13 protein-coding genes are annotated in these 18,621 nt (G+C 68.5%); 10 read left to right on the forward strand and 3 right to left on the reverse strand.

Annotated features, from left to right (window positions below):
* Nucleotide 1 precedes the first annotated feature (1 nt).
* The 3 genes from SYV04_RS03760 (at nt 2) to SYV04_RS03770 (ending at nt 4,379) form a co-directional block, all read left to right on the forward strand.
* Nucleotides 2-1,315: a PepSY-associated TM helix domain-containing protein gene (locus SYV04_RS03760; RefSeq protein ID WP_321544189.1), complete on the forward strand. Its 1,314-nt coding sequence runs from the start codon at nt 2-4 to the stop codon at nt 1,313-1,315.
* A gap of 95 nt (nt 1,316-1,410) precedes the next feature.
* Nucleotides 1,411-3,696: a TonB-dependent receptor gene (locus SYV04_RS03765; protein ID WP_321544190.1), complete on the forward strand. Its 2,286-nt coding sequence runs from the start codon at nt 1,411-1,413 to the stop codon at nt 3,694-3,696.
* 2 nt (nt 3,697-3,698) lie between these two features.
* The gene (locus tag SYV04_RS03770) at nt 3,699-4,379 is read left to right on the forward strand and encodes a Fe2+-dependent dioxygenase (RefSeq protein WP_321544191.1); all 681 of its coding nucleotides are present in this window, start codon (nt 3,699-3,701) and stop codon (nt 4,377-4,379) included.
* Nucleotides 4,380-4,392: 13 nt separating this feature from the next.
* On the opposite strand, the gene SYV04_RS03775 is transcribed toward SYV04_RS03770, so the two are convergent.
* On the reverse strand, nt 4,393-5,046 hold the full coding sequence (locus SYV04_RS03775) for a hypothetical protein (protein WP_321544192.1): 654 nt from the start codon (nt 5,044-5,046) through the stop codon (nt 4,393-4,395).
* Nucleotides 5,046-7,220 (reverse strand): S46 family peptidase, encoded by a 2,175-nt coding sequence (locus tag SYV04_RS03780; protein WP_321544193.1) that lies wholly within the window; start codon nt 7,218-7,220, stop codon nt 5,046-5,048. Before SYV04_RS03780 ends, SYV04_RS03775 begins: the two co-directional genes overlap by 1 nt.
* 117 nt (nt 7,221-7,337) lie before the next feature.
* On the opposite strand from SYV04_RS03780, the gene SYV04_RS03785 reads away from it, so the two are divergent.
* Together SYV04_RS03785 and SYV04_RS03790 are read left to right on the forward strand one after the other, a co-directional pair.
* Nucleotides 7,338-8,078: a M50 family metallopeptidase gene (locus SYV04_RS03785; RefSeq protein WP_321544194.1), complete on the forward strand. Its 741-nt coding sequence runs from the start codon at nt 7,338-7,340 to the stop codon at nt 8,076-8,078.
* Nucleotides 8,079-8,150: 72 nt separating this feature from the next.
* Nucleotides 8,151-9,701 (forward strand): hypothetical protein, encoded by a 1,551-nt coding sequence (locus SYV04_RS03790; RefSeq protein WP_321544195.1) that lies wholly within the window; start codon nt 8,151-8,153, stop codon nt 9,699-9,701.
* A gap of 9 nt (nt 9,702-9,710) precedes the next feature.
* On the opposite strand, the gene SYV04_RS03795 is transcribed toward SYV04_RS03790, so the two are convergent.
* A complete protein-coding gene (locus SYV04_RS03795; protein WP_321544196.1) occupies nt 9,711-10,376 on the reverse strand; it encodes an MBL fold metallo-hydrolase in 666 nt (221 codons plus the stop codon).
* Nucleotides 10,377-10,488: 112 nt separating this feature from the next.
* On the opposite strand from SYV04_RS03795, the gene SYV04_RS03800 reads away from it, so the two are divergent.
* The 5 genes from SYV04_RS03800 to SYV04_RS03820 all read left to right on the forward strand — a co-directional run bounded on the left by SYV04_RS03800 (nt 10,489) and on the right by SYV04_RS03820 (nt 18,588).
* Nucleotides 10,489-11,181, forward strand: a complete 693-nt coding sequence (locus SYV04_RS03800) for a hypothetical protein (protein ID WP_321544197.1) — start codon at nt 10,489-10,491, stop codon at nt 11,179-11,181.
* Between the two features lie 276 nt (nt 11,182-11,457).
* Nucleotides 11,458-13,839: a DNA gyrase/topoisomerase IV subunit A gene (locus tag SYV04_RS03805; RefSeq protein WP_321544198.1), complete on the forward strand. Its 2,382-nt coding sequence runs from the start codon at nt 11,458-11,460 to the stop codon at nt 13,837-13,839.
* 12 nt (nt 13,840-13,851) lie between these two features.
* Nucleotides 13,852-15,780, forward strand: coding sequence for a DNA gyrase/topoisomerase IV subunit B (locus tag SYV04_RS03810; RefSeq protein WP_321544199.1), 1,929 nt, complete (start codon nt 13,852-13,854; stop codon nt 15,778-15,780).
* 124 nt (nt 15,781-15,904) lie between these two features.
* Complete coding sequence (locus SYV04_RS03815; protein WP_321544200.1) at nt 15,905-17,323, forward strand: PEGA domain-containing protein; 1,419 nt, start codon at nt 15,905-15,907, stop codon at nt 17,321-17,323.
* Between the two features lie 56 nt (nt 17,324-17,379).
* Complete coding sequence (locus SYV04_RS03820; RefSeq protein ID WP_321544201.1) at nt 17,380-18,588, forward strand: PEGA domain-containing protein; 1,209 nt, start codon at nt 17,380-17,382, stop codon at nt 18,586-18,588.
* Nucleotides 18,589-18,621 lie beyond the last annotated feature (33 nt).

The raw sequence follows: 18,621 nt of genomic DNA on the forward strand, positions 1-18,621 counted from the left end.
CATGAAAAGCACCTTCCGCTCGATCCTCTTCTGGATGCACCTGGTCTCCGGCCTCGTCGCCGGGATCATCATCGGCATCATGTCCCTCACGGGAGCGGCGCTCGCCTTCGCGCCGCAGCTCACCCAATGGGCCGACAGCGATGCGCGACGGGTGCAAGCGCCCGCGCCGGACGCCCCTCGCCTCCCAATCGACGAGCTGGTGGCCCGGGTTCGCGCAGCCCGTCCCGAGGCGCAGCCCTCGGGGGTGACGGTGTACCCCGACCCGATGTCCGCCGTGCAGGTGAGCACCGGCCGCGACAGCGGCGTCTACGTGAACCCCTACACGGGCGAAGTCCGGGAGCTGGGCGCCCTGGGGCTGCGCTCCTTCTTCCATGTGATGGAGGAGTGGCACCGGTGGCTCGGCACCCGGGACGACAATCGCGCCGTGGGCAAGGCGATCACCGGTGTCTGCAACGCCGCCTTCCTGTTCCTCGCCCTCTCCGGCCTGTACCTGTGGTGGCCTCGCAAGTGGACGCGGAAGACGCTGCGTCCGGTCGTCTGGTTCAAGGGCGGGCTGAAGGGCAAGGCGCGAGACTTCAACTGGCACAACGTGGCGGGCTTCTGGACCATGCCCGTGCTCGTCGTGTTGACGGCGTCGGGCGTGGTCATGTCCTACAAAGGCGTCTCGGACCTCATCTTCACGCTCACGGGCAACGAGCCCCCCGCCAGCGGAGGCCCGTCGGCCCAGGCAACGGTCAAGGTCCCCGAGCCTCCCGCGGGCGCCACGCAACGGAGCCTCGATGCCCTCTTCGCCGAGGCCCAGAAGCAGGTGCCGGCCTGGGAGAGCATCACCCTGCGCATGGGCGGAGGCCCTCGCGCTGGCGGCGCTCGCGGTCCCCAGGCGGGCGGTCCTGGAGGTGGTCCCCAGGCAGGCGGTCCGGGTGGCCCGGGCGGCAACGAGGCTCGCGGTGGAGGAGGCCGACAGGCGACGAACTTCTCCGTCAAGGAGCAGGGAGCGTGGCCCCTCTTCGCTTCGGTGCAGTTCTCGCTCGATCCCTTCACCGGACAGGTCCTGCGCCAGGAGACCTTCGCCGACTACAACACGGGTCGGAAGATCCGGACGTGGCTGCGCTTCCTGCACACGGGACAGGCGCTCGGGTGGGTGGGCCAGCTCGTCGCCGGAGTCGCCTCCCTGGCCGGAGCCTTCCTGATGTGGACCGGCTTCACCCTGTCCTGGCGGCGCTTCTTCCGCCGCCGGTCCACGACGGGCGCCTCTCCGGAGCCGAGCACCCCGGAGCCAGGCACCACGCCGGTGCAGTCAGAGACGTCCGCCTGAGTCCCCACCCCCGCTCGCACGGGGCTGGGGCCGGCGCCTTATTGATTTCGACAATCATATTCAAAATAGAAATTCATCTAGACGGAGGGGTACACGTGAGCGCATCGAAGATGAGAAAAGCGGGCATTCGGTCGATGAAGGGAACCTCGGGAGGCCTGCGCGGTTCGCTGAGCCCTTGGGGGCCGGCGGCCGTCGGGTTGGCGTCGGCACTGGTCAGCAGCGGCGTGCTCGCCCAGGAGGCGACGCCTCCCACGGAGACTCCGAGCGCTCCGGCCACGGAGGAGAGCCGCGCGGCGCCCGCGCCGCAGCCCGCGCCGCCCGAGGCCCAGTACACGATCCCCACGCTCGATGTGCAGGGTGAAGCCGAGAGCTACCGCGTCGAGGAGAGCAACCTCACGCGCCTGCCCGCGCCGCTCATCGACACGCCGCAGACCGTCACCGTGGTGCCCGAGCAGGTGCTCGAGGAGCAGAAGGCGACGACGGTGCGCGAGGCGCTGCGCAACGTGTCGGGCATCACGGTCAGCGCGGGTGAGGCCGGCCGCCAGGGTGACTCCTTCATCCTCCGAGGCTTCTCGGCGCAGACCGACGTGAGCCGCGACGGCGTGCGTGACCTCGGCTGGTACACGCGAGACACCTTCAACGTCGAGGGTGTCGAGGTCTTCTTCGGTCCGTCCGCCGTGCTCTTCGGGCGCGGCTCGACGGGAGGCGCGATCAACCTCGCCACGAAGAAGCCGCAGCGAAGCTCCTTCCAGGAAGTGTCGATCCTCGGCGGAACGGCTCCTCTGGGACGGCTGGCGCTCGACCTCAACGAGGCGGTCTCCGATCGCCTCCAGGTCCGCGTCAACGCGGCGGGGCAGCTCGCGAATGTGGCGAGCCGCAACGTGGTGGAGTCGAACCGCGCGGCCATCGCGCCCTCGCTGCGCTACGAGCTGGGAGAGAACACCTCGGCGGATGTCGACTACCTCTACCAGCGGGAAGACAGCGTCCCGGACTACGGCCAGCCCTACTTCCAGGGCTATCCCGTCTCGAGCACGCTGGATGTCCCCCGGGAGACCTTCTACGGCGTGCAGGGCTCTGACTCGGAGCGGGTCAATGCCCACATCGTCACGGGGCGCATTCAGCACCGGTTCAGCAAGGCGCTGCAGCTGACGAACACCCTGCGCTACGGAGGCGTGGATCGGTTCGCACGGCCCACGGCACCGCGCGGCCTGACGCCCGCGGGGGCACCGACGACCGTGGGGCGGCAGCGCTTCGAGACCGCGACGGACAACACCTACCTGGTCGATCAGCTGGATCTGCGCGGAGAGTTCGAGACCGGCATCCTCAAGCACACCGCGAACGTGGGAATCGAGTGGTCCCGGGAGACGCGGGACCAGACCCGCTTCAACCTGGAGGCGACGAACCAGCCCAGCGGCACGAACCTGCCCGCGGACCTGCTCGACCCGGATCCCGAGCCGGATCTCAGCTCGGTCAACCGGGTCTTCTCCACCTCCAACACGAGCATCCAGCGCACGCTGGCGGCCTATGCCTCGGAGCAGCTCGGAATCACCCAGTATCTGCAGCTCGTCGGCTCGCTGCGCTACGACATCTTCAGCACGGACTACGCCTCGACGAACAACGCGGGGGCGCGCACCCGCCTGAAGAACGAGGACAGCTTCCTCAACTGGCGTGCTGGCGTCGTCCTGCACCCGATGGAGAAGACGAGCGTCTACGGCATGTACGGCACCTCCTCCAACCCGTCCGCGGAGGCTGGCACGCTCGCCACGGGCCTGGAGAGCCTGGAGCCCGAGAAGAACCGCATCCTCGAGGTCGGCGCCAAGGCGGATCTCCTGTCGGATCGGCTGGGCTTGAGCGCGGCCGTGTTCCGCATCGAGAAGACGAATGGGCGCGTGCCGAACACCGATCCCAACGGGCCTCCGCAGATCCTCGAAGGCCGGCAGCGCGCAGAGGGCTACAACGTGGGCGTGGCCGGCACGGTCACCGATCGCTGGAGGATGTTCGCGAACTTCACCCACATCTACTCGGCGATCCTGGACCACACCAACGACTACCTGGAAGGCCAGCCGCTGCCGAACACGCCGAAGAACAGCGTCTCGCTTTGGACGACGTATGAGGTCATCGACAACCTCACGCTGGGCGGCGGCGCCATCTACCAGAGCGTGACGACGGTCAACAACCCGGCGTCTGCGACGGCGGCGTTCACCAAGGTGCCGAACTTCTGGCGCTTCGACGCTTATGCTGGCTACACGTGGGGCAAGGTGCAGCTGCAGCTCAACCTCAACAACCTCACGGACAAGCTCTACTACGCGCAGTACTACGCGGGACACGCGGTTCCCGCCGAGGGGCGCACGGTGAGCCTGGCGGGCACGTATCGGTTCTAGCCATGATGGTACACATCCCCAACGTTCTCACCGCCGAGCAGGTAGCGCACTGCCGAGAAGTCTTCGGCAAGGCGGACTGGGAGGACGGCCGCAGCACCTCCGGCTACCAGTCTGCGCAGGTGAAGAAGAACCTTCAGTTGCCGGACGACAGCCCGGCGGCGAGGGCGTTGGGAGATGTGGTGCTGGGGGCGCTCGAGCGCAGCCCCCTGTTCATCTCGGCCGTGCTGCCGCAGCGGGTCTTCCCGCCGCTGTTCAACCGCTACGAGCCGGGGATGACCTTCGGCTCGCACGTCGACGGCGCCCTCCGTCCGATCTCCGGGACGCCGGTGCGCATCCGCACGGACGTCTCGGCGACGCTCTTCCTCTCGGACCCCGACAGCTACGACGGGGGAGAGCTCGTCGTGGAGGACACCTACGGCAGCCACGCGGTGAAGCTGCCGGCGGGGGACCTCATCGTCTACCCGGCCTCGAGCCTGCACCACGTCACGCCCGTCACGCGGGGCGTCCGGCTGGCATCCTTCTTCTGGGTGCAGAGCATGATCCGCGACGTGAGCCAGCGGGCGCTGCTCTTCGATCTCGACACCGCGATCATGCAGCTCAACCGGGAGGTGCCCAAGAGCCCCTCCCTGGTCATGCTGACGGGCGTCTACCACAACCTGCTCAGGCAGTGGGCCGAGCCCTGAGCCGCTGCGGGCGCTACTCCTCGCCCTTGGCGCCGACGAACTGGTCGTTCTTCTCGCGGAACAGGTGGTTGAAGCTCGTCAGCGAGCCGTAGACGCGGGTGATGTAGCTCTGCATCTCCACCTTCTCGGCGTCCGACAGCTTCGGGTGCGCGTTGAGCTTCTGCTCCAGCGTGCGCAGTCGATCGCGCACCATGACCACCTTGTGGAACAGGCTGTCGATGGGCAGGTCCTTGCTCTGCAGGTCCGTCTTGCCGGGGATGAGGCGCATGGTGCCGCCCTCCCACTTGCCCGCCAGCGGAGGCGCATCGCCCTCTCCCGCCGCTTCCCGGAAGATCTCCATCAGCTCTTCACGCGTCATGTTCAGGTCTCCACCCAGATCGACGATCTCATTCGGGTCACTCTTGCGCCGTACCACCGGGGCCACGGTGCGCACCGCCCGAGAGCGCGAGGGCGCCTCGGTCGCGGCCTGAGCGCTCACCCCACCCTTCGGCGCGAACTTGTCACAGATGGGCGCCGAGGGCGGAAACAGCCCTCGGCCCGGGTACACGCGGCAGGGCCCCACCCAGCCTCGGTGGTCCACAGAGTGCGGGCTCCACAGCTTGCAGTTGCCACAGACCCGCTCCTCCGGCTGGAAGACAGGCAGCGTGGGCGTCGAAGGATCGGACATCAGCGGCTCTCCTGGGCCACGGGCGGGCCCTTGCGGATGCCCAACTCGCGCAGCAGCGCATCCGCGTCCTCGACCTGGTCCAACATCCACAACACGTAGCGCACGTCCACGTTCACGTTGCGCGCCACGTCCGGGTTGAAACCGAAGTCGTTGGAGACGTTCTCCCAGACGCGGTCGAAGTTGACGCCCACCAGCTCACCCTTGCCGTTCACCGTGGGGCTGCCCGAGTTACCGCCCGTGGTGTCCGCGTCCGCCAGGAAGTCCACGGGTACGTCCTTGAGGACCGGGTCCTTCCACGGGCCGAAGCGCTGGGCCTCCGCCGTGGCGAGCACCTTGTCCGGCACGTTGAAGGGCTCCTGGCCCGTGTGCTTGGCCACGACGCCGGAGAGGGTGGTCTGCGGCGTGTAGAAGACGCCATCGCGCGGCGAGTAGCCCTGTACCTTGGCGAAGGTGACGCGCAGGGTGCTGTTGGCATCCGGCGCCACCGGCTTGCCCGCGTGGGCCAGCACCGCCCGGCGCCACTCGGGGCGCAGCCGCTGCGCCGCTCCCTCGCGGCGATCCTTCAGCGCGTCCAGCGCGGTCACCTCGGTGGCCAGCTCGAGCCCGAAGGCCAGCAGCGGATCCTTGCGCGCCACGAGCTGCGCCTCCGTCTCACCGAACATGGCCAACCGGTCGGCGAGCGTGAGTACCTTGGAGCCCGCGTACAGGGCGTCGATCTTCGCCGCGACGTCCTTCTCCGAGAACGTGGGGCCGAAGTGCTTGTCCACGGCGGCGATGCGCTCCTCGGGCCCCAGCGCCTGGGCCCGCCGCACGAAGGCCTTGAGCAGGTGCTTCTCCGCGGGCAGGAAGAGGTTCTTCTGCTCGCGCTCGAGCTGGTCCTTCAACCGAGCCAGCTCGCGCTCCATGAACTCGGGCTCGCGCTCCAGGTCCGGCTTCGCCCGCTCGCGCGCCAGCCGCGCCAGCGTCACCGCCATCGTCGGCCCCTTGGCGCCCGCCCGGAGGTTGTTGAGCAGGAACTCGCGCTCCCATGTCTTGCCCGTGTCCTTCAGCCGGCCGAGCAGCTCGCTCCGCGCGCGCAGCCCCTCCGGGTGCTTGCCTTTCTTCTCTGCCCAGCGCGCCACGGCCTCCTCGGCCTCGCGCTGCTTCTCGATGATGGCCCCGCGCTTGAGGCCCTCGAGCTGGCCGCCCGCGTTCTTGTAGCGGTTGTGCAGGCTCTTGAGCGTCGAGGCCACGGCGATCTTCCCGGCCGGGTCCTTGGCGCCCTCCTCCTCGAGGATGCGGATGTACTCGCCATACACGTCGATGACGCGCGGGTAGAAGCGCGCCTGGCGCTCGGCCATCTCTTCGGCCAACATCGCGCGGAAGGTGATGCCCGGATAGCCCAGCACCATGACGAACTGGTTGGGCTTCACGCCCTGGGTGGCCAGCGGGAAGAAGAACTCCGCCTTGTGAGGCACGTTCTGGGCGCTGTACGGCGCCGAGGTACCGTCCGGCGCGGTATAGGCGCGGACGATGGCGAAGTCGCCGGTGTGGCGCGGCCACATCCAGTTGTCCACCTCGCCGCCGAACTCGCCCACCGCGCGCGGCGGGGCGTAGACGAGCCGCACGTCCGCCAGTTCCACCGCGTCCACCAGCACGTACTGGAGCCCGCCGTCGAAGGTGGACACCTGGCAGCGCGTGGCCGGGCGCTTCTCGCACTCGGCGACCAGCTCCTTCTGCTTGCGCTCGATGGCCTTGAAGCGCACCAGGTCATCGGCGCCCTCGGGCACCGTCGCCAGCACCTGCTGTGTCACGTCGGTGAAGCTGCGCGGCACCTGGATGCGGGAGCCCTTGCCGGGCAGCTCCGCCTCACGATTCGTGGCGAGGAAGCCCTGGCTGATCAGGTCGCGCTGTGGGGAGCTGTGCTCCTGGACGATGGAGAAGACGCAGTGGTGGTTGGTGATGACGAGGCCGGTGGAGGAGATGAAGGCCCCCGAGCACCCACCCACGTTCACAGCCCCCGCCAGGAGCCCCGTTCCCCGCTTGGGGTCCCACAGCCGCTTGGGAGGCAGTTGGAGCCCCTGGGCCTTGAGCCAGGCGGGATCGAGTTCGAGGACTTGTTGGGGAGTCCACTTGCCCTCTCCGGCGAGCGCCGGGGCTGCAACCAAAGCCAGGAGCAGGAGTGTCTTCTTCATGGGCCCTTCCCTACCCCGTCTTCCGCCCGGAGGCGACCCCCGTACGCGCGGGGGCCGTTTTCACGGAAGATGGGGCGGGCAGGCGTGTTGAGGGGTGACTGGAGGCACGGAGAGACGATGCAGACTGCGAGCGGAGCCAGGCTGGACACGAAGCGGGTGGCCCTCCTCCTGCTGTTCCTGGGGGTGGGCTGGTACTTCTGGGATTCGCGCGTCCTGCTGCCGCTCAAGCTGCTGGTGGTGATGATGCATGAGAGTGGCCATGCGCTCGCCAGCCTCCTCGTCGGAGGGAAGGTGGACTCCATCACCCTGCGGATGGACGAGTCGGGTGCCTGCCTCTCGGCGCTGCCGCCCGGGGTGCTTCGGAAGGTCGTCGTCTTCTCGGCGGGCTACCTGGGCAGCGCGGTGATGGGGGCGGTGCTGCTGCTGGCCACGTTCCGCTTCCGGCTGTGTCGCTGGGTGCTGGGCGCGGCGTGCGTGTGGCTGGCGGTGATGGGGGTGCTGTACGCGCGCGACTCGTTCACCCTGCTCTTCTGCCTGGGCACCTCGGTGGTGCTGGGGCTGGCGGCGAAGTTCCTGCCGAGCGAAGTGGTGGACGTGGTCAACCTCTTCCTGGCGGCCTTCACGGCGCTCTACGCGCTGTTCGACTTCCGGGATGACCTGTGGAACAGCCAGGTACGGGCGGGCAGCGATGCGGCCCTGCTGGCCCAGCAGACGTGGGTGCCCGCCATCGTCTGGGCGGCGATCTGGACCCTGCTGGGAATCGCGCTGCTGGGCTGGGCCGCGTACAAGTCGATGCATGGGGAGCACCGCTCCTCGCAGATGCGCATGCCTCCGCTGTCCTCCGCCCGGCGCTCCTGATGACGTGACTGGTTACCCCCGCAAACCCAACGAGTCACGGTGGCAGGCATCGGACGGTGATACCTTGTCCTCATGCCTCGCTGGTTCAACACCGCCGGCCCCTGCAACCCGGCCGACCACTACATGCTCCCGGCCCTTCGGCGCTTGCCCGAGGTGCGGCGACTGATTGACCAGAAGAGCTATTTCGTCGTCCACGCGCCCCGTCAGGTGGGAAAGACGACGGCCCTGCTCTCCTTGGCTCGCGAGCTGACAACCGAGGGGCGCCACGTCGCTGCGCTGGTCTCCATGGAAGTGGGCGCCGCCTTCCCTCGCGACGTGGGAGCCGCCGAGGCGGCCGTGCTCGAGAGTTGGCGAAACGCGACGCGCTCCCAACTCCCACCGGAGCTGTGCCCGCCCTCCTTCCCGGAGGCGCCTCCCGGCAGCCGCATCGCCGCCGCACTCGCGGCCTGGACGGAGGCCGCACCCAGACCGCTGATCGTCTTCCTGGACGAGATCGATGCGCTCCGCGACGAGGTGCTGATCTCCGTATTGCGGCAACTGCGCGATGGTTACCGCAATCGCCCCGAGCACTTCCCCCTCGCGCTGTGCCTCATCGGCCTGCGCGACGTCCGGGACTACAAGGTGGAGGTTGGCGACAGCGACACCCTGGGCACCGCGAGTCCCTTCAACATCAAGGTGCGCTCGCTCACCCTGCGCAACTTCACCGCCGAGGAAGTAGCCGAACTCTACGCCCAGCACACCGCCGACACCCGCCAGCCTTTCGAGCCCGAGGCCCTGGCCCGCGCTTTCGAACTCACCCAGGGCCAGCCCTGGCTCGTCAACGCCCTGGCCAAGGTCGCGGTCGAGGAGCTCGTCCCCAACACGGCCCAGCCTGTCCGCCGCGCGGACATCGACCGCGCCAAGGCCCTGCTCATCGAGCGTCGGGAGACCCACCTGGACAGCCTGGCCGAGCGCCTGCGCGAGCCCCGAGTGCGCCACATCCTCGAGCCCATGCTCGCCGGCCTCACCCTGGGCGACGTGCCCGAGGATGATCTGCGCTTCATTCAGGACCTGGGGCTGGTCCGCATGGCGGCGACGGGAGGTCTGGAGGTAGCCAACCCCATCTATCGGGAGATCATCCCCCGAGTGCTGGCCAACACGGCCATGGCCTCGCTTCCTCGGCTCCCGGCCACATGGCTGCGCGCCGATGGCCGCCTCGACATCGAGCGCCTCATGGAGGCCTTCATGGCCTTCTGGCGGCAGCACGGCCAGCCGCTCCTGAGCACCGCGCCCTACCACGAGATCGCCCCCCACCTGGTGCTCATGGCCTTCCTGCACCGCGTGGCCAACGGGGGCGGCTCCCTGGAGCGCGAGTACGCGATCGGCACGGGACGAATGGACGTGTGCCTGCGCCATGGGCCCGACACCCTGGCCATGGAGCTGAAGGTGTGGCGCGACGGGGAGAAAGACCCCCTGGACGAAGGCCTGGCCCAGCTCGATGGCTACCTGGCGGGACTGGGGCTCTCCAGCGGATGGCTGATCATCTTCGACCGCCGCAACGGACAGCCCCCTCTGGCCGAGCGAACCCACGCCACCACGGCCGTGACGCGCGCGAGCCGCCGCGTCACTGTCCTGCGCGCCTGAACCTCCCGCTCACCGGCGCGGGCGCATCCGGAACGCCACGAAGGAGGCCACGTCCGGAAACGAGAAGTACGGGTTGGTGCGCCGCACCTCGCCCATCTCCGCCACCGGCACCTGCCCGTAGTCGTGCCCCGGCCACAGCCGCGTCTCGTCCGGCACGCGCAGCAGCACCTGGCTCAGCGATCGGTACATCTCCTCCGGGCTGCCTCCCTTCAAGTCACACCGCCCGCAGCCGTTGATGAACAGCGTGTCCCCCGACACCAGCGCGTCCCCCGCCAGCAGGCAGTGCGAGCCCGGCGTGTGCCCCGGCGTATGCAGCGCCTTGAAGTTCCGCGCCCCCACCGGCACCGCGTCGCCCGGGCCCAGCGCACGCAGCGCCTCTCCCGCCAGCGCGCGCAGGTCCTCCGAAAAGTCCACCTCCTCGCGCTGCGCGTAGACGGGGATGTCATGGCGCGAGAGCAGCTCGGGCAGACCGTTGGTGTGGTCCTTGTGGCAGTGCGAGACGAACGCCCCCACCACCCGCTTGCCCTCCTCCGCCACCGCCCGCTCGATGGCGGGCACGTCCCACGCCGGGTCCACCACCACCACTTCCGGCGAGCCCTGCGCCCCGACCAGGTACACGAAATTGTCCATCGGCCCGAGCTTGAGCTGGCGGACGTACGGCGCCTCCTGGGACATGCGTGCCTCCTCGTGTGAACCCACCTCGGACTCTAATCCTCAAGAGCCACCTTGAGATGCACCCCACTTCGCACATCTAATGTGCTCCAACGACTCCCCAGGAGGCCCTCGCGTGAAGAAGCCGCTGCTGACGCTCGCCTGTACCCTACTCGCTGGCGCCAGCGCCGCCGCGCCTCCCCGCTCCACCTTCCGCTACACCCCGCCCGCCGACGAGGAGCGCCCCGTCATCGCCGACGCCACCATCGGCCCCCAGGGCAGTGACTTCGCCATGCGCCTGCGCTTCGACAAGGAGCCCTGGGGCGAGGCCTGCAAGAACCGCTGCGCCAACGCCACCCTCTACCTCGACACCGACAGCAACACGACCACCGGCATGCAGCTGGGCAAGGGCGACCCCAAGACGGGCGCGGACATGGCCGTCATCGTCCAGGGCGCGCGCGAGTACAAGGGCACCAGCCCCGACACCTTCCTGCGCGTGAAGGTGCGCCTGCTCACCAACGACGCCAAGAACGTGGACGAGGGCGAGGCGCTCGCCGACCTCGACCACCGGCAGGACCCCGAGCGTGTGCAGCTCGACGAGAAGACCGTCTACCTGCTCGTCGACGCCACGGCCCCCGCCCTGCCCTCCGCTCGCAAGGTGCGCGTGCTCTACCACCCGCCCGCCGCCAAGCCGGTCCAGGGCTCCATCGCCGGCATGCTCGGCGGGGGCTCGAGCGGAAACGTCCGCATCTTCCGCGGCGGGGGCAGCAAGAAGGGCTGGGGCAAGGCCAAGGAGGCCGGCACTCCCATGCGGGGCGACAACGGGTAGTCACCTCCCGCACACACCCCAAGTCTCGGTCGGACTCCAGGCAGGCGGGCCTCAACGCCCGTGTTTTCGCTGCCTTACGGGTTGCTTTGTGTGGCGCGACCCACTGAACGCCTGTATAGTTAAAGACCCCATGAGGGGTCTTAACCCCTCGATTTTGTTCCCTCTGTCAGAAGGCCATGGTAGGGGGCCCGCCAGACACACATCCGCCGGGAGCGAGGAGTGCGCGAGGCGCGCGCCGCGTTCGGAGATGGATGTTCCTCGCCTGAACACATGAGCATGCTCGCACAAGCCGATACCAAGACACGCAAGAAGCAGGGGGCCTCGGGCAACGGGGGCAATGGCTCGTCCGCGTCCGCGGGCGGCGGCGGGGGCGGTGGTTCCGTCCCGGCGCCGCTGGCCGAGGAGGCCCGCCGGCGCTACATCAACTACGCCCTCTCGGTCATTACCTCGCGCGCCCTGCCTGACGTGCGCGACGGCCTCAAGCCGGTGCAGCGCCGCATCCTCTACGGCATGTACCACGACCACCGGCTCACCCAGGAGGCCAAGTACCAGAAGTCGGCCAAGGTGGTCGGTACCATCATGGGCCAGTACCACCCGCACGGCGACACGGCGATCTACGACGCGCTGGTGCGCATGGCGCAGGACTTCTCGCTGCGCTACCCGCTGGTGGACGGCCACGGCAACTTCGGCTCGCTGGACGGCGACGCCGCGGCGGCCATGCGCTACACCGAGTGCCGCCTGGCGGGCATCGCCGGCGAGCTGCTCGGGGAGCTGGGCAAGAAGACGGTCGGCTTCCGTCCCAACTACGACGGCAGCCTCTTCGAGCCCATCGTCATCCCCTCGCGCGTGCCGCAGTTGCTGATGAACGGCACCACCGGCATCGCCGTGGGCATGGCCACCAACATCCCGCCGCACCATCTGGGCGAGCTGGTGGACGCGCTGGTGGCGCTCATCGACAACGCGGACCTGGCGGTGAAGGACCTGATGAAGTGGATCAAGGGTCCGGACTTCCCCACCGGCGGGCAGATCCTCAACAGCAAGGCCGAGCTGCGGGAGATCTACGAGACAGGCCAGGGCAGCGTCCGCATCCGCGGCGAGCACGAGGTGGAGGAGACCAAGCGTGGCAACACGCAGATCATCATCACCTCCATTCCCTACACGGTGAACAAGAGCAACCTGGTGGCCAAGATCGGCGACCTGGTGCGCGAGCGGAAGCTGCCGCTGCTCCTGGACGTGCGCGACGAGTCCACCAAGGAAGTGCGCATCGTCCTGGAGATCAAGAAGGACGCCAGCCCTGAGCTGGTGATGGCCTACCTGTATAAGCACACGCCGCTGCAGACGAACTTCGGCGTGAACCTCACCTGCCTGGTGCCCACCGAGAACCCGGAGGTGGGCGCGCCCAAGCGGTTGGATCTCAAGAGCATCCTCCGCTACTTCCTCGACTTCCGCTTCGAGGTGGTCACCAAGCGCTTCCAGCACGAGCTGGGCGAGCTGCTCAAGCGCGTCCACGTCCTCGAGGGCTTCGAGAAGGTCTACGACGCGCTGGATGAGATGCTGAAGATCATCCGCGCGTCCGAGGGCAAGCAGGACGCGGCCAAGAAGCTCATGGCCCGCTTCAAGCTGGATGAGCTCCAGGTGGACGCCATCCTCGAGATGAAGCTCTACAAGTTGGCCCGGCTGGAGATCCTCGTCATCCAGGACGAGCTCAAGCAGAAGCGCGCCGAGGTCAAACGCATCGAGGGCATCCTCAAGAGCAAGCCGAAGATCTGGGGCACGGTGAAGGACGAGCTGGCCGAGATCAAGGCCGCCTACCAGGACAAGCGGCGCACCCGCATCGGCGGCGCCGGCTCGGAGGAGGTGGAGTTCAGCGCCGAGGCCTTCATCGCCGACGAGGACGCCCACGTGGTGCTCACCCGCGACGGGTGGATCAAGCGCGTGCGCGAGGTGAAGGACCCCTCCAGCACCCGCCTGCGCGAGGGCGACGCCGTCATGACGGTACTCGCCGGCAGCCTCAAGGCGAACCTGGTGCTGTTCAGCAACTTTGGCGCCGCCTACGTCACCCGCTTCAACGACGTGCCGGCCTCCACCGGCTACGGCGACCCGGTGCAGAAGCTGTTCAAGTTCGACGACGGCGAGCGCATCGTCGGCGCGCTGTCGCTGGATGGCCGCCTGCCGCGCCCCGAGAAGCTCATCGCCGTCACCAAGGACGGCCTGGGCCTGCGCTTCCTGCTCGAGGGCCACACGGAGGTCTCTACCCGCTCCGGCCGCCGCTACGCCAAGACGGGCGAGGGTGACGAGATCATCGGCGTGCAGCCGGTGGGCGAGAAGGACCTGCTGGCGGTGCTCACCGAGAAGACGAGCGCGTTGGTCTGCAAGGTCGCCGAGGTGAACGAGCTGCAGGGGCCGGGCAAGGGCGTGATGGTCATCAAGGTGGAGGAGAGTGACCGCGTGGTCGAGTTCCTCGCGGTGGCGCCGGGCCAGAAGGACAGGGCCATCGATTACGAGACGCAGAAGGGCCGCAAGCTGAGCCTGCACCCGGCGAAGTACGAGGTGACGGGTCGCGGCGGCAAGGGTCACGAGATGTCGCGCAAGGACGCGGTGAAGGAAGTGACGCGGACCGTCACCTTCATCCCGCTGCCCGAGCCGAAGAAGGACTAGCCGAGGAACGCCATGGCGAAGAAGGACACGTACACAGGTGCGGATATCCAGGTCCTCGAGGGCCTGGAGCCGGTGCGCAAGCGCCCGGCCATGTACATCGGGGGCACCGACAGCGTGGGCTACCACCACCTGCTCTGGGAGATCCTCGACAACTCGGTGGACGAGGTCATCAACGGCCACGCCACCACCGTGGAAGTCACGCTCCACAAGGATGGGCGCACCGTCACCGTCGTGGACAACGGGCGCGGCATCCCCGTGGACATGATGCCCAAGTACAAGAAGCCCGCGGTGGAGGTCATCCTCACCACGCTGCACTCGGGCGGCAAGTTCGAGCAGGGCAACTACATCCACTCGGGCGGTCTGCACGGCGTGGGCAGCTCGGTGGTCAACGCCCTGGGCCGCAAGCTGGTGGTGGAGATCAAGCGCGACCACAAGAAGTACGTGCAGACGTACGCGCGCGGCAAGGCCACCAGCCCGCTCAAGGTGGAGGGCCCGGCGCGTGGCACCGGCACCTCCATCACCTTCGAGCCCGACCCGGAGATCTTCGGGGAGAAGCAGAAGTTCGATGCGGAGCTGATCCGCGAGCGCCTGGAGGCCAAGAGCTACCTGCACAAGGGCATGACGGTCGTCTGGAAGGACGACACGGCCCACCCGCACGTCCACGTCACCTACAAGCACGACGGCGGCATCGCCGAGTACCTCACCAAGTGGGTGGCCGAGCGCGCCAAGCCCGTGGTGCCGCCGGCGAGCACCGGCTTCTACCACTCGCGTGACAACGGGGTGCGCCTGGAGGCCGCCCTGGTGTGGACGGAGGCCACGGACGAGACCATCCGCTCCTACGTCAACGGCATCCCCACCGCGCAGGGCGGCACGCACGAGGCGGGCCTGCGCGGCGCGGTGGTCAAGGCGGTGCGCAACTACATCGAGACGCACGACCTGACGCCCAAGGGAGTCACCCTCACCGCGGAGGACATCCGCGAGGGCATGACGGCCATCCTCTCCGTCTACGTGGTGGAGCCGCAGTTCCAGGGCCAGACCAAGGGCCGCCTCAACAACCCCGAGGTGACGGCCCAGGTGGACGGCGTGCTGCGCCCCGCGCTGGAGAAGTGGCTCAACGACAACAAGAGCATCGCCGAGGCGGTGGTGGCCCGCATCATCCTCGCCGCCCGCGCGCGCGAGGCCAGCCGCGCCGCCTCCCAGGCGGTGAGCCGCAAGACGGCGGTCAGCCACCGGCTCAACCTGCCCGGCAAGCTGGCCGACTGCTCCTCCACCGAGCCGAGCACCAGCGAGCTGTTCATCGTCGAAGGTGACTCCGCAGGTGGCTCCGCCAAGCAGGGCCGCGACCGGCGCACCCAGGCCATCCTCCCGCTGCGCGGCAAGGTGCTCAACGCCGAGCAGGCCTCCACCGACAAGGTGGCCGGCAACAAGGAGCTCCAGGACATCGTCAGCGCGCTGGGCTGCGGCATCGGCAGCGACTTCGACATCTCCAAGCTGCGCTACGGCCGCATCTTCCTGCTGATGGACGCCGACAGCGACGGCCACCACATCGCCACCCTGCTGCTCACCTTCTTCTACCGGCACCTGCGCCCGCTCATCGAGAGCGGCGCCGTCCACATCGCCCAGCCGCCCCTCTACAAGGTGGAGATCGGCAAGGAGACGTACTGGGCGCTGGATGAGGCGGACCGCGACCGCATCATCCGGGAGAAGACCAAGGGCAACGCCAAGCCCAACATCATGCGATTCAAGGGGCTGGGTGAGATGACCGCCGACGAGCTGAAGAGCACCACGCTCGACCCCAAGAACCGTCTCAGCCTCCAGGTGACCATCGACAACCCCCTGGAGACGGACCGGGTCATCAATGACCTGCTGGGCAAGGACGTGAGCGCTCGCTTCAAGTTCATCATGGAGCGCGCCGGCGAGGTCCAGGAGCTGGACGTCTGATCACCCCTGGAGGGGGCCTCCGAGCGTGGCTCCCCTCCGGATCTCCGGGGGTTGGGTAGGAGAAGGCCTGGAAACCCGGTCAGGAATGGTGTCCGGGGGCCTTGCTCGGGTAGCATCCGCGCCCGTGTACACCACACGCCTTTTCCTCGTCCTCGCGCTCGCCCTGAGCGTCTCCGCCGAAGCCCAGACTTCTCGCCGTTCGAAGAAGTCGAAGTCGAAGAAGCCGGCTATCACCAAGCCTGTGCCGATGACGCAGGAGCCGGACGCGGAGCCCGCGCCCTCGGATCCTGGCGAAGATCCCGCGCCGACCTCGCAGATCGCGCCCGAGCCCACCGCCACCAAACCGGCGGAGCCCGCGCCGCCCCCGGCCAAGCCCGCCGCCAACAGCACCGTGGTGCTCGCCGTGGCCCGCACCGCCAACGCGCAGCCGTCCGCCGCGCGCATCCAGGCGGAGCTGCATGACTTGCTGGGCCAGAAACCGGACGTGCAGGTCATCGACCTGGCCTCCGCCTTCCCTCCCCCCGAGCCCGCCTCCCTGAAGGAGGCCGACGCGCTCTACGAGCAGGGCAAGGAGCAGTACGACAACCTGGATCCCGAGGCCGCGGCCGGGAAGTTCCTCGCGGCGGCGGACGCCTATGAGAAGTACCCGGGCGAGCTGAAGCCGGAGCGGCTGGGCAACACCTTCATCTTCCTGGGCGCCTCGCAGCTGCTCAACGGGGACAAGGAGGCCGCCAAGCGCTCCTTCGTGCGCGCGCTGGCCGCCAACCCCGGCGCCCAGCCCGAGACGGCGATGTTCGGCGCGGACGTGCAGACGGCCTTCACCGACGCGCAGCAGGAGTTCAACGCGCAGGGCAAGGGCACGCTCACCATCGACTCGCAGCCCTCGGGCGCGCGCGTCACCGTGCGCGGTGAGGACCTGGGCGTCACGCCCCTGAAGAACGTGGAGGTCCACGCCGGCCGTCACCCGGTGGTCATCTCCCTGCCGGGCTACGTGCCCTATGCCTCCTACCCGCAGGTGGCGCCGGGCAAGAGCGCGGACCTGAAGCCCCAGCTCGAGCCGCTGCCGGCCATGGCCGCCGTGATCGACGCGGCCGCCAAGGCCACCACCGAGCGCGCCTTCGACTCCGACCGCATGCCGCCCGAGGCCAGCCTGATCGCCGAGAAGGTAGGCGCGCGCTACGTGGTGCTCGCCGCCGTCACCCAGAAGAAGACCAACCCGGCCGAGGCCGAGCTGCAGGTGTGGGACGTGCAGACGAAGAACCGCATGCGCGGCGTGGAGATCGAGCTCCAGTCGAAGGATCCCGAGGTCGGCACCGTGGCCGCCGCCAACCGCGTCTACAGCTTCATGACCGGCGCGATGCTGCCGGGCTCGGAGTCTGCCTCCTCCTCCTCGAGCACGGTCCAGGTCATGAAGAAGCCCTGGTTCTGGGCGGCGGTGGTCGGCGGCGCGGCGGTGGTGACTGGCGGCATCATCTACGCCACCCAGGACCGTGGCGGGCGTCCCAACGGCCCCGTCTCCGGTTTCCCTGGGTGGGGCTTCTAGGGCCAGGATTGAATGGCTGCCTCCACGTGTTCGTCGGCAGCTCTCGAGGTGTCCGAATGAAAGCCCTGGTGCTCGCCCTCCTCCCCGCAGTTGCCCTGGCCGCGCCGCCGCCCACGCCGCGGCGCGTCAGCGCGCTGCTCATCCCCATGGACCAAGGGGCTGAGTCCAACAGCGTGAAGTTCGAGACGTACATGAACGAGGCGCTCGAGCAGTTCTCGGGCTTCACCGTTCGCAAGCCCGAAGAGCTGTTCGGCATGCCGGCGGATGACGAGGCCGAGGCCTCGCTCAAGCGAGGCAGCAAGGGCCTGGAGGAGAGCCTGGCCGCCTACGAGGCGCGCGAGTACGAGGACGCGGAGCGCAAGCTGCGCGCCACCCTCAAGGAGCTGCACCAGGCCATCGGCGCGATGCGCTCCTGCGCGGACCTCTGCGAGGCCACGGCCCTGTACGCCGCCGTGCTGCACCAGCGGGGCGACATCGAGGAGGCCAAGCTCAACCTCATCGATCTGATGGCGCTCAACCCCACCTTTGAGCTGAACCCCAAGCGCTACAACAAGGACTTCATCTCCCTGCGCGCCCAGGTGGCCACCAGCCGCAGCGCGGCGCTGCGCGGCAGCGCCGTCGTGAAGTCGCGGCCCGCGGGCGCGCGCGTCTACGTGGATGGCGAGTTCCAGGGCTACACGCCGGTGACGGTGAGCACGATGCAGGTGGGCAACCACATGCTGCGTCTGGATCGCCCCGGCTTCCGCCAGCACGGGCAGCTCCTGGAGGTGACGCCGGACGATGTGGAGGTCAACGCCGAGCTGACCCCCACCAACAACTATAAGAAGTACGACTCGCAGCTGGACAAGGTGGCCACCGAGATCATCAAGACGACGCCGAGCCAGGCGGCCGTGGCGATGGGCAAGTCGCTGTCGATCGATCGCGGCCTGGTGGGCACGGTGAAGGACCTGGGCCCCAACGGCACCGAGGTCGTCGTGGGCTTCTTCGACCTGCGCAACGGCAAGAAGATCGCGAGCCGGCGCGTGGTGCTGCAGGGCGACGAGTACGGCCAGGAGAAGGCGGAGATGGTTCGCCTGGTGAACTACCTGGTCAACAACGGCATGGGCGGCGGGGAGCAAAAGGTGAAGAGCTCGGACCCGCTGGACAACCGCCACGGCATGGAAGACTGGAACGGCGAGGACCAGGGTGGCCGCCGGCGCGTGACGGAGAAGCGCAAGAAGGACGGCGATCCGCTGGATACAGTGAACGGTACCGAAGAGTGGTAGCGCGCGACGCTTGCCCTCCTGGAGCGGGAGCAG

This window comes from Hyalangium ruber (assembly GCF_034259325.1).
Classification (GTDB): Bacteria; Myxococcota; Myxococcia; order Myxococcales; family Myxococcaceae; genus Hyalangium_A; species Hyalangium_A rubrum.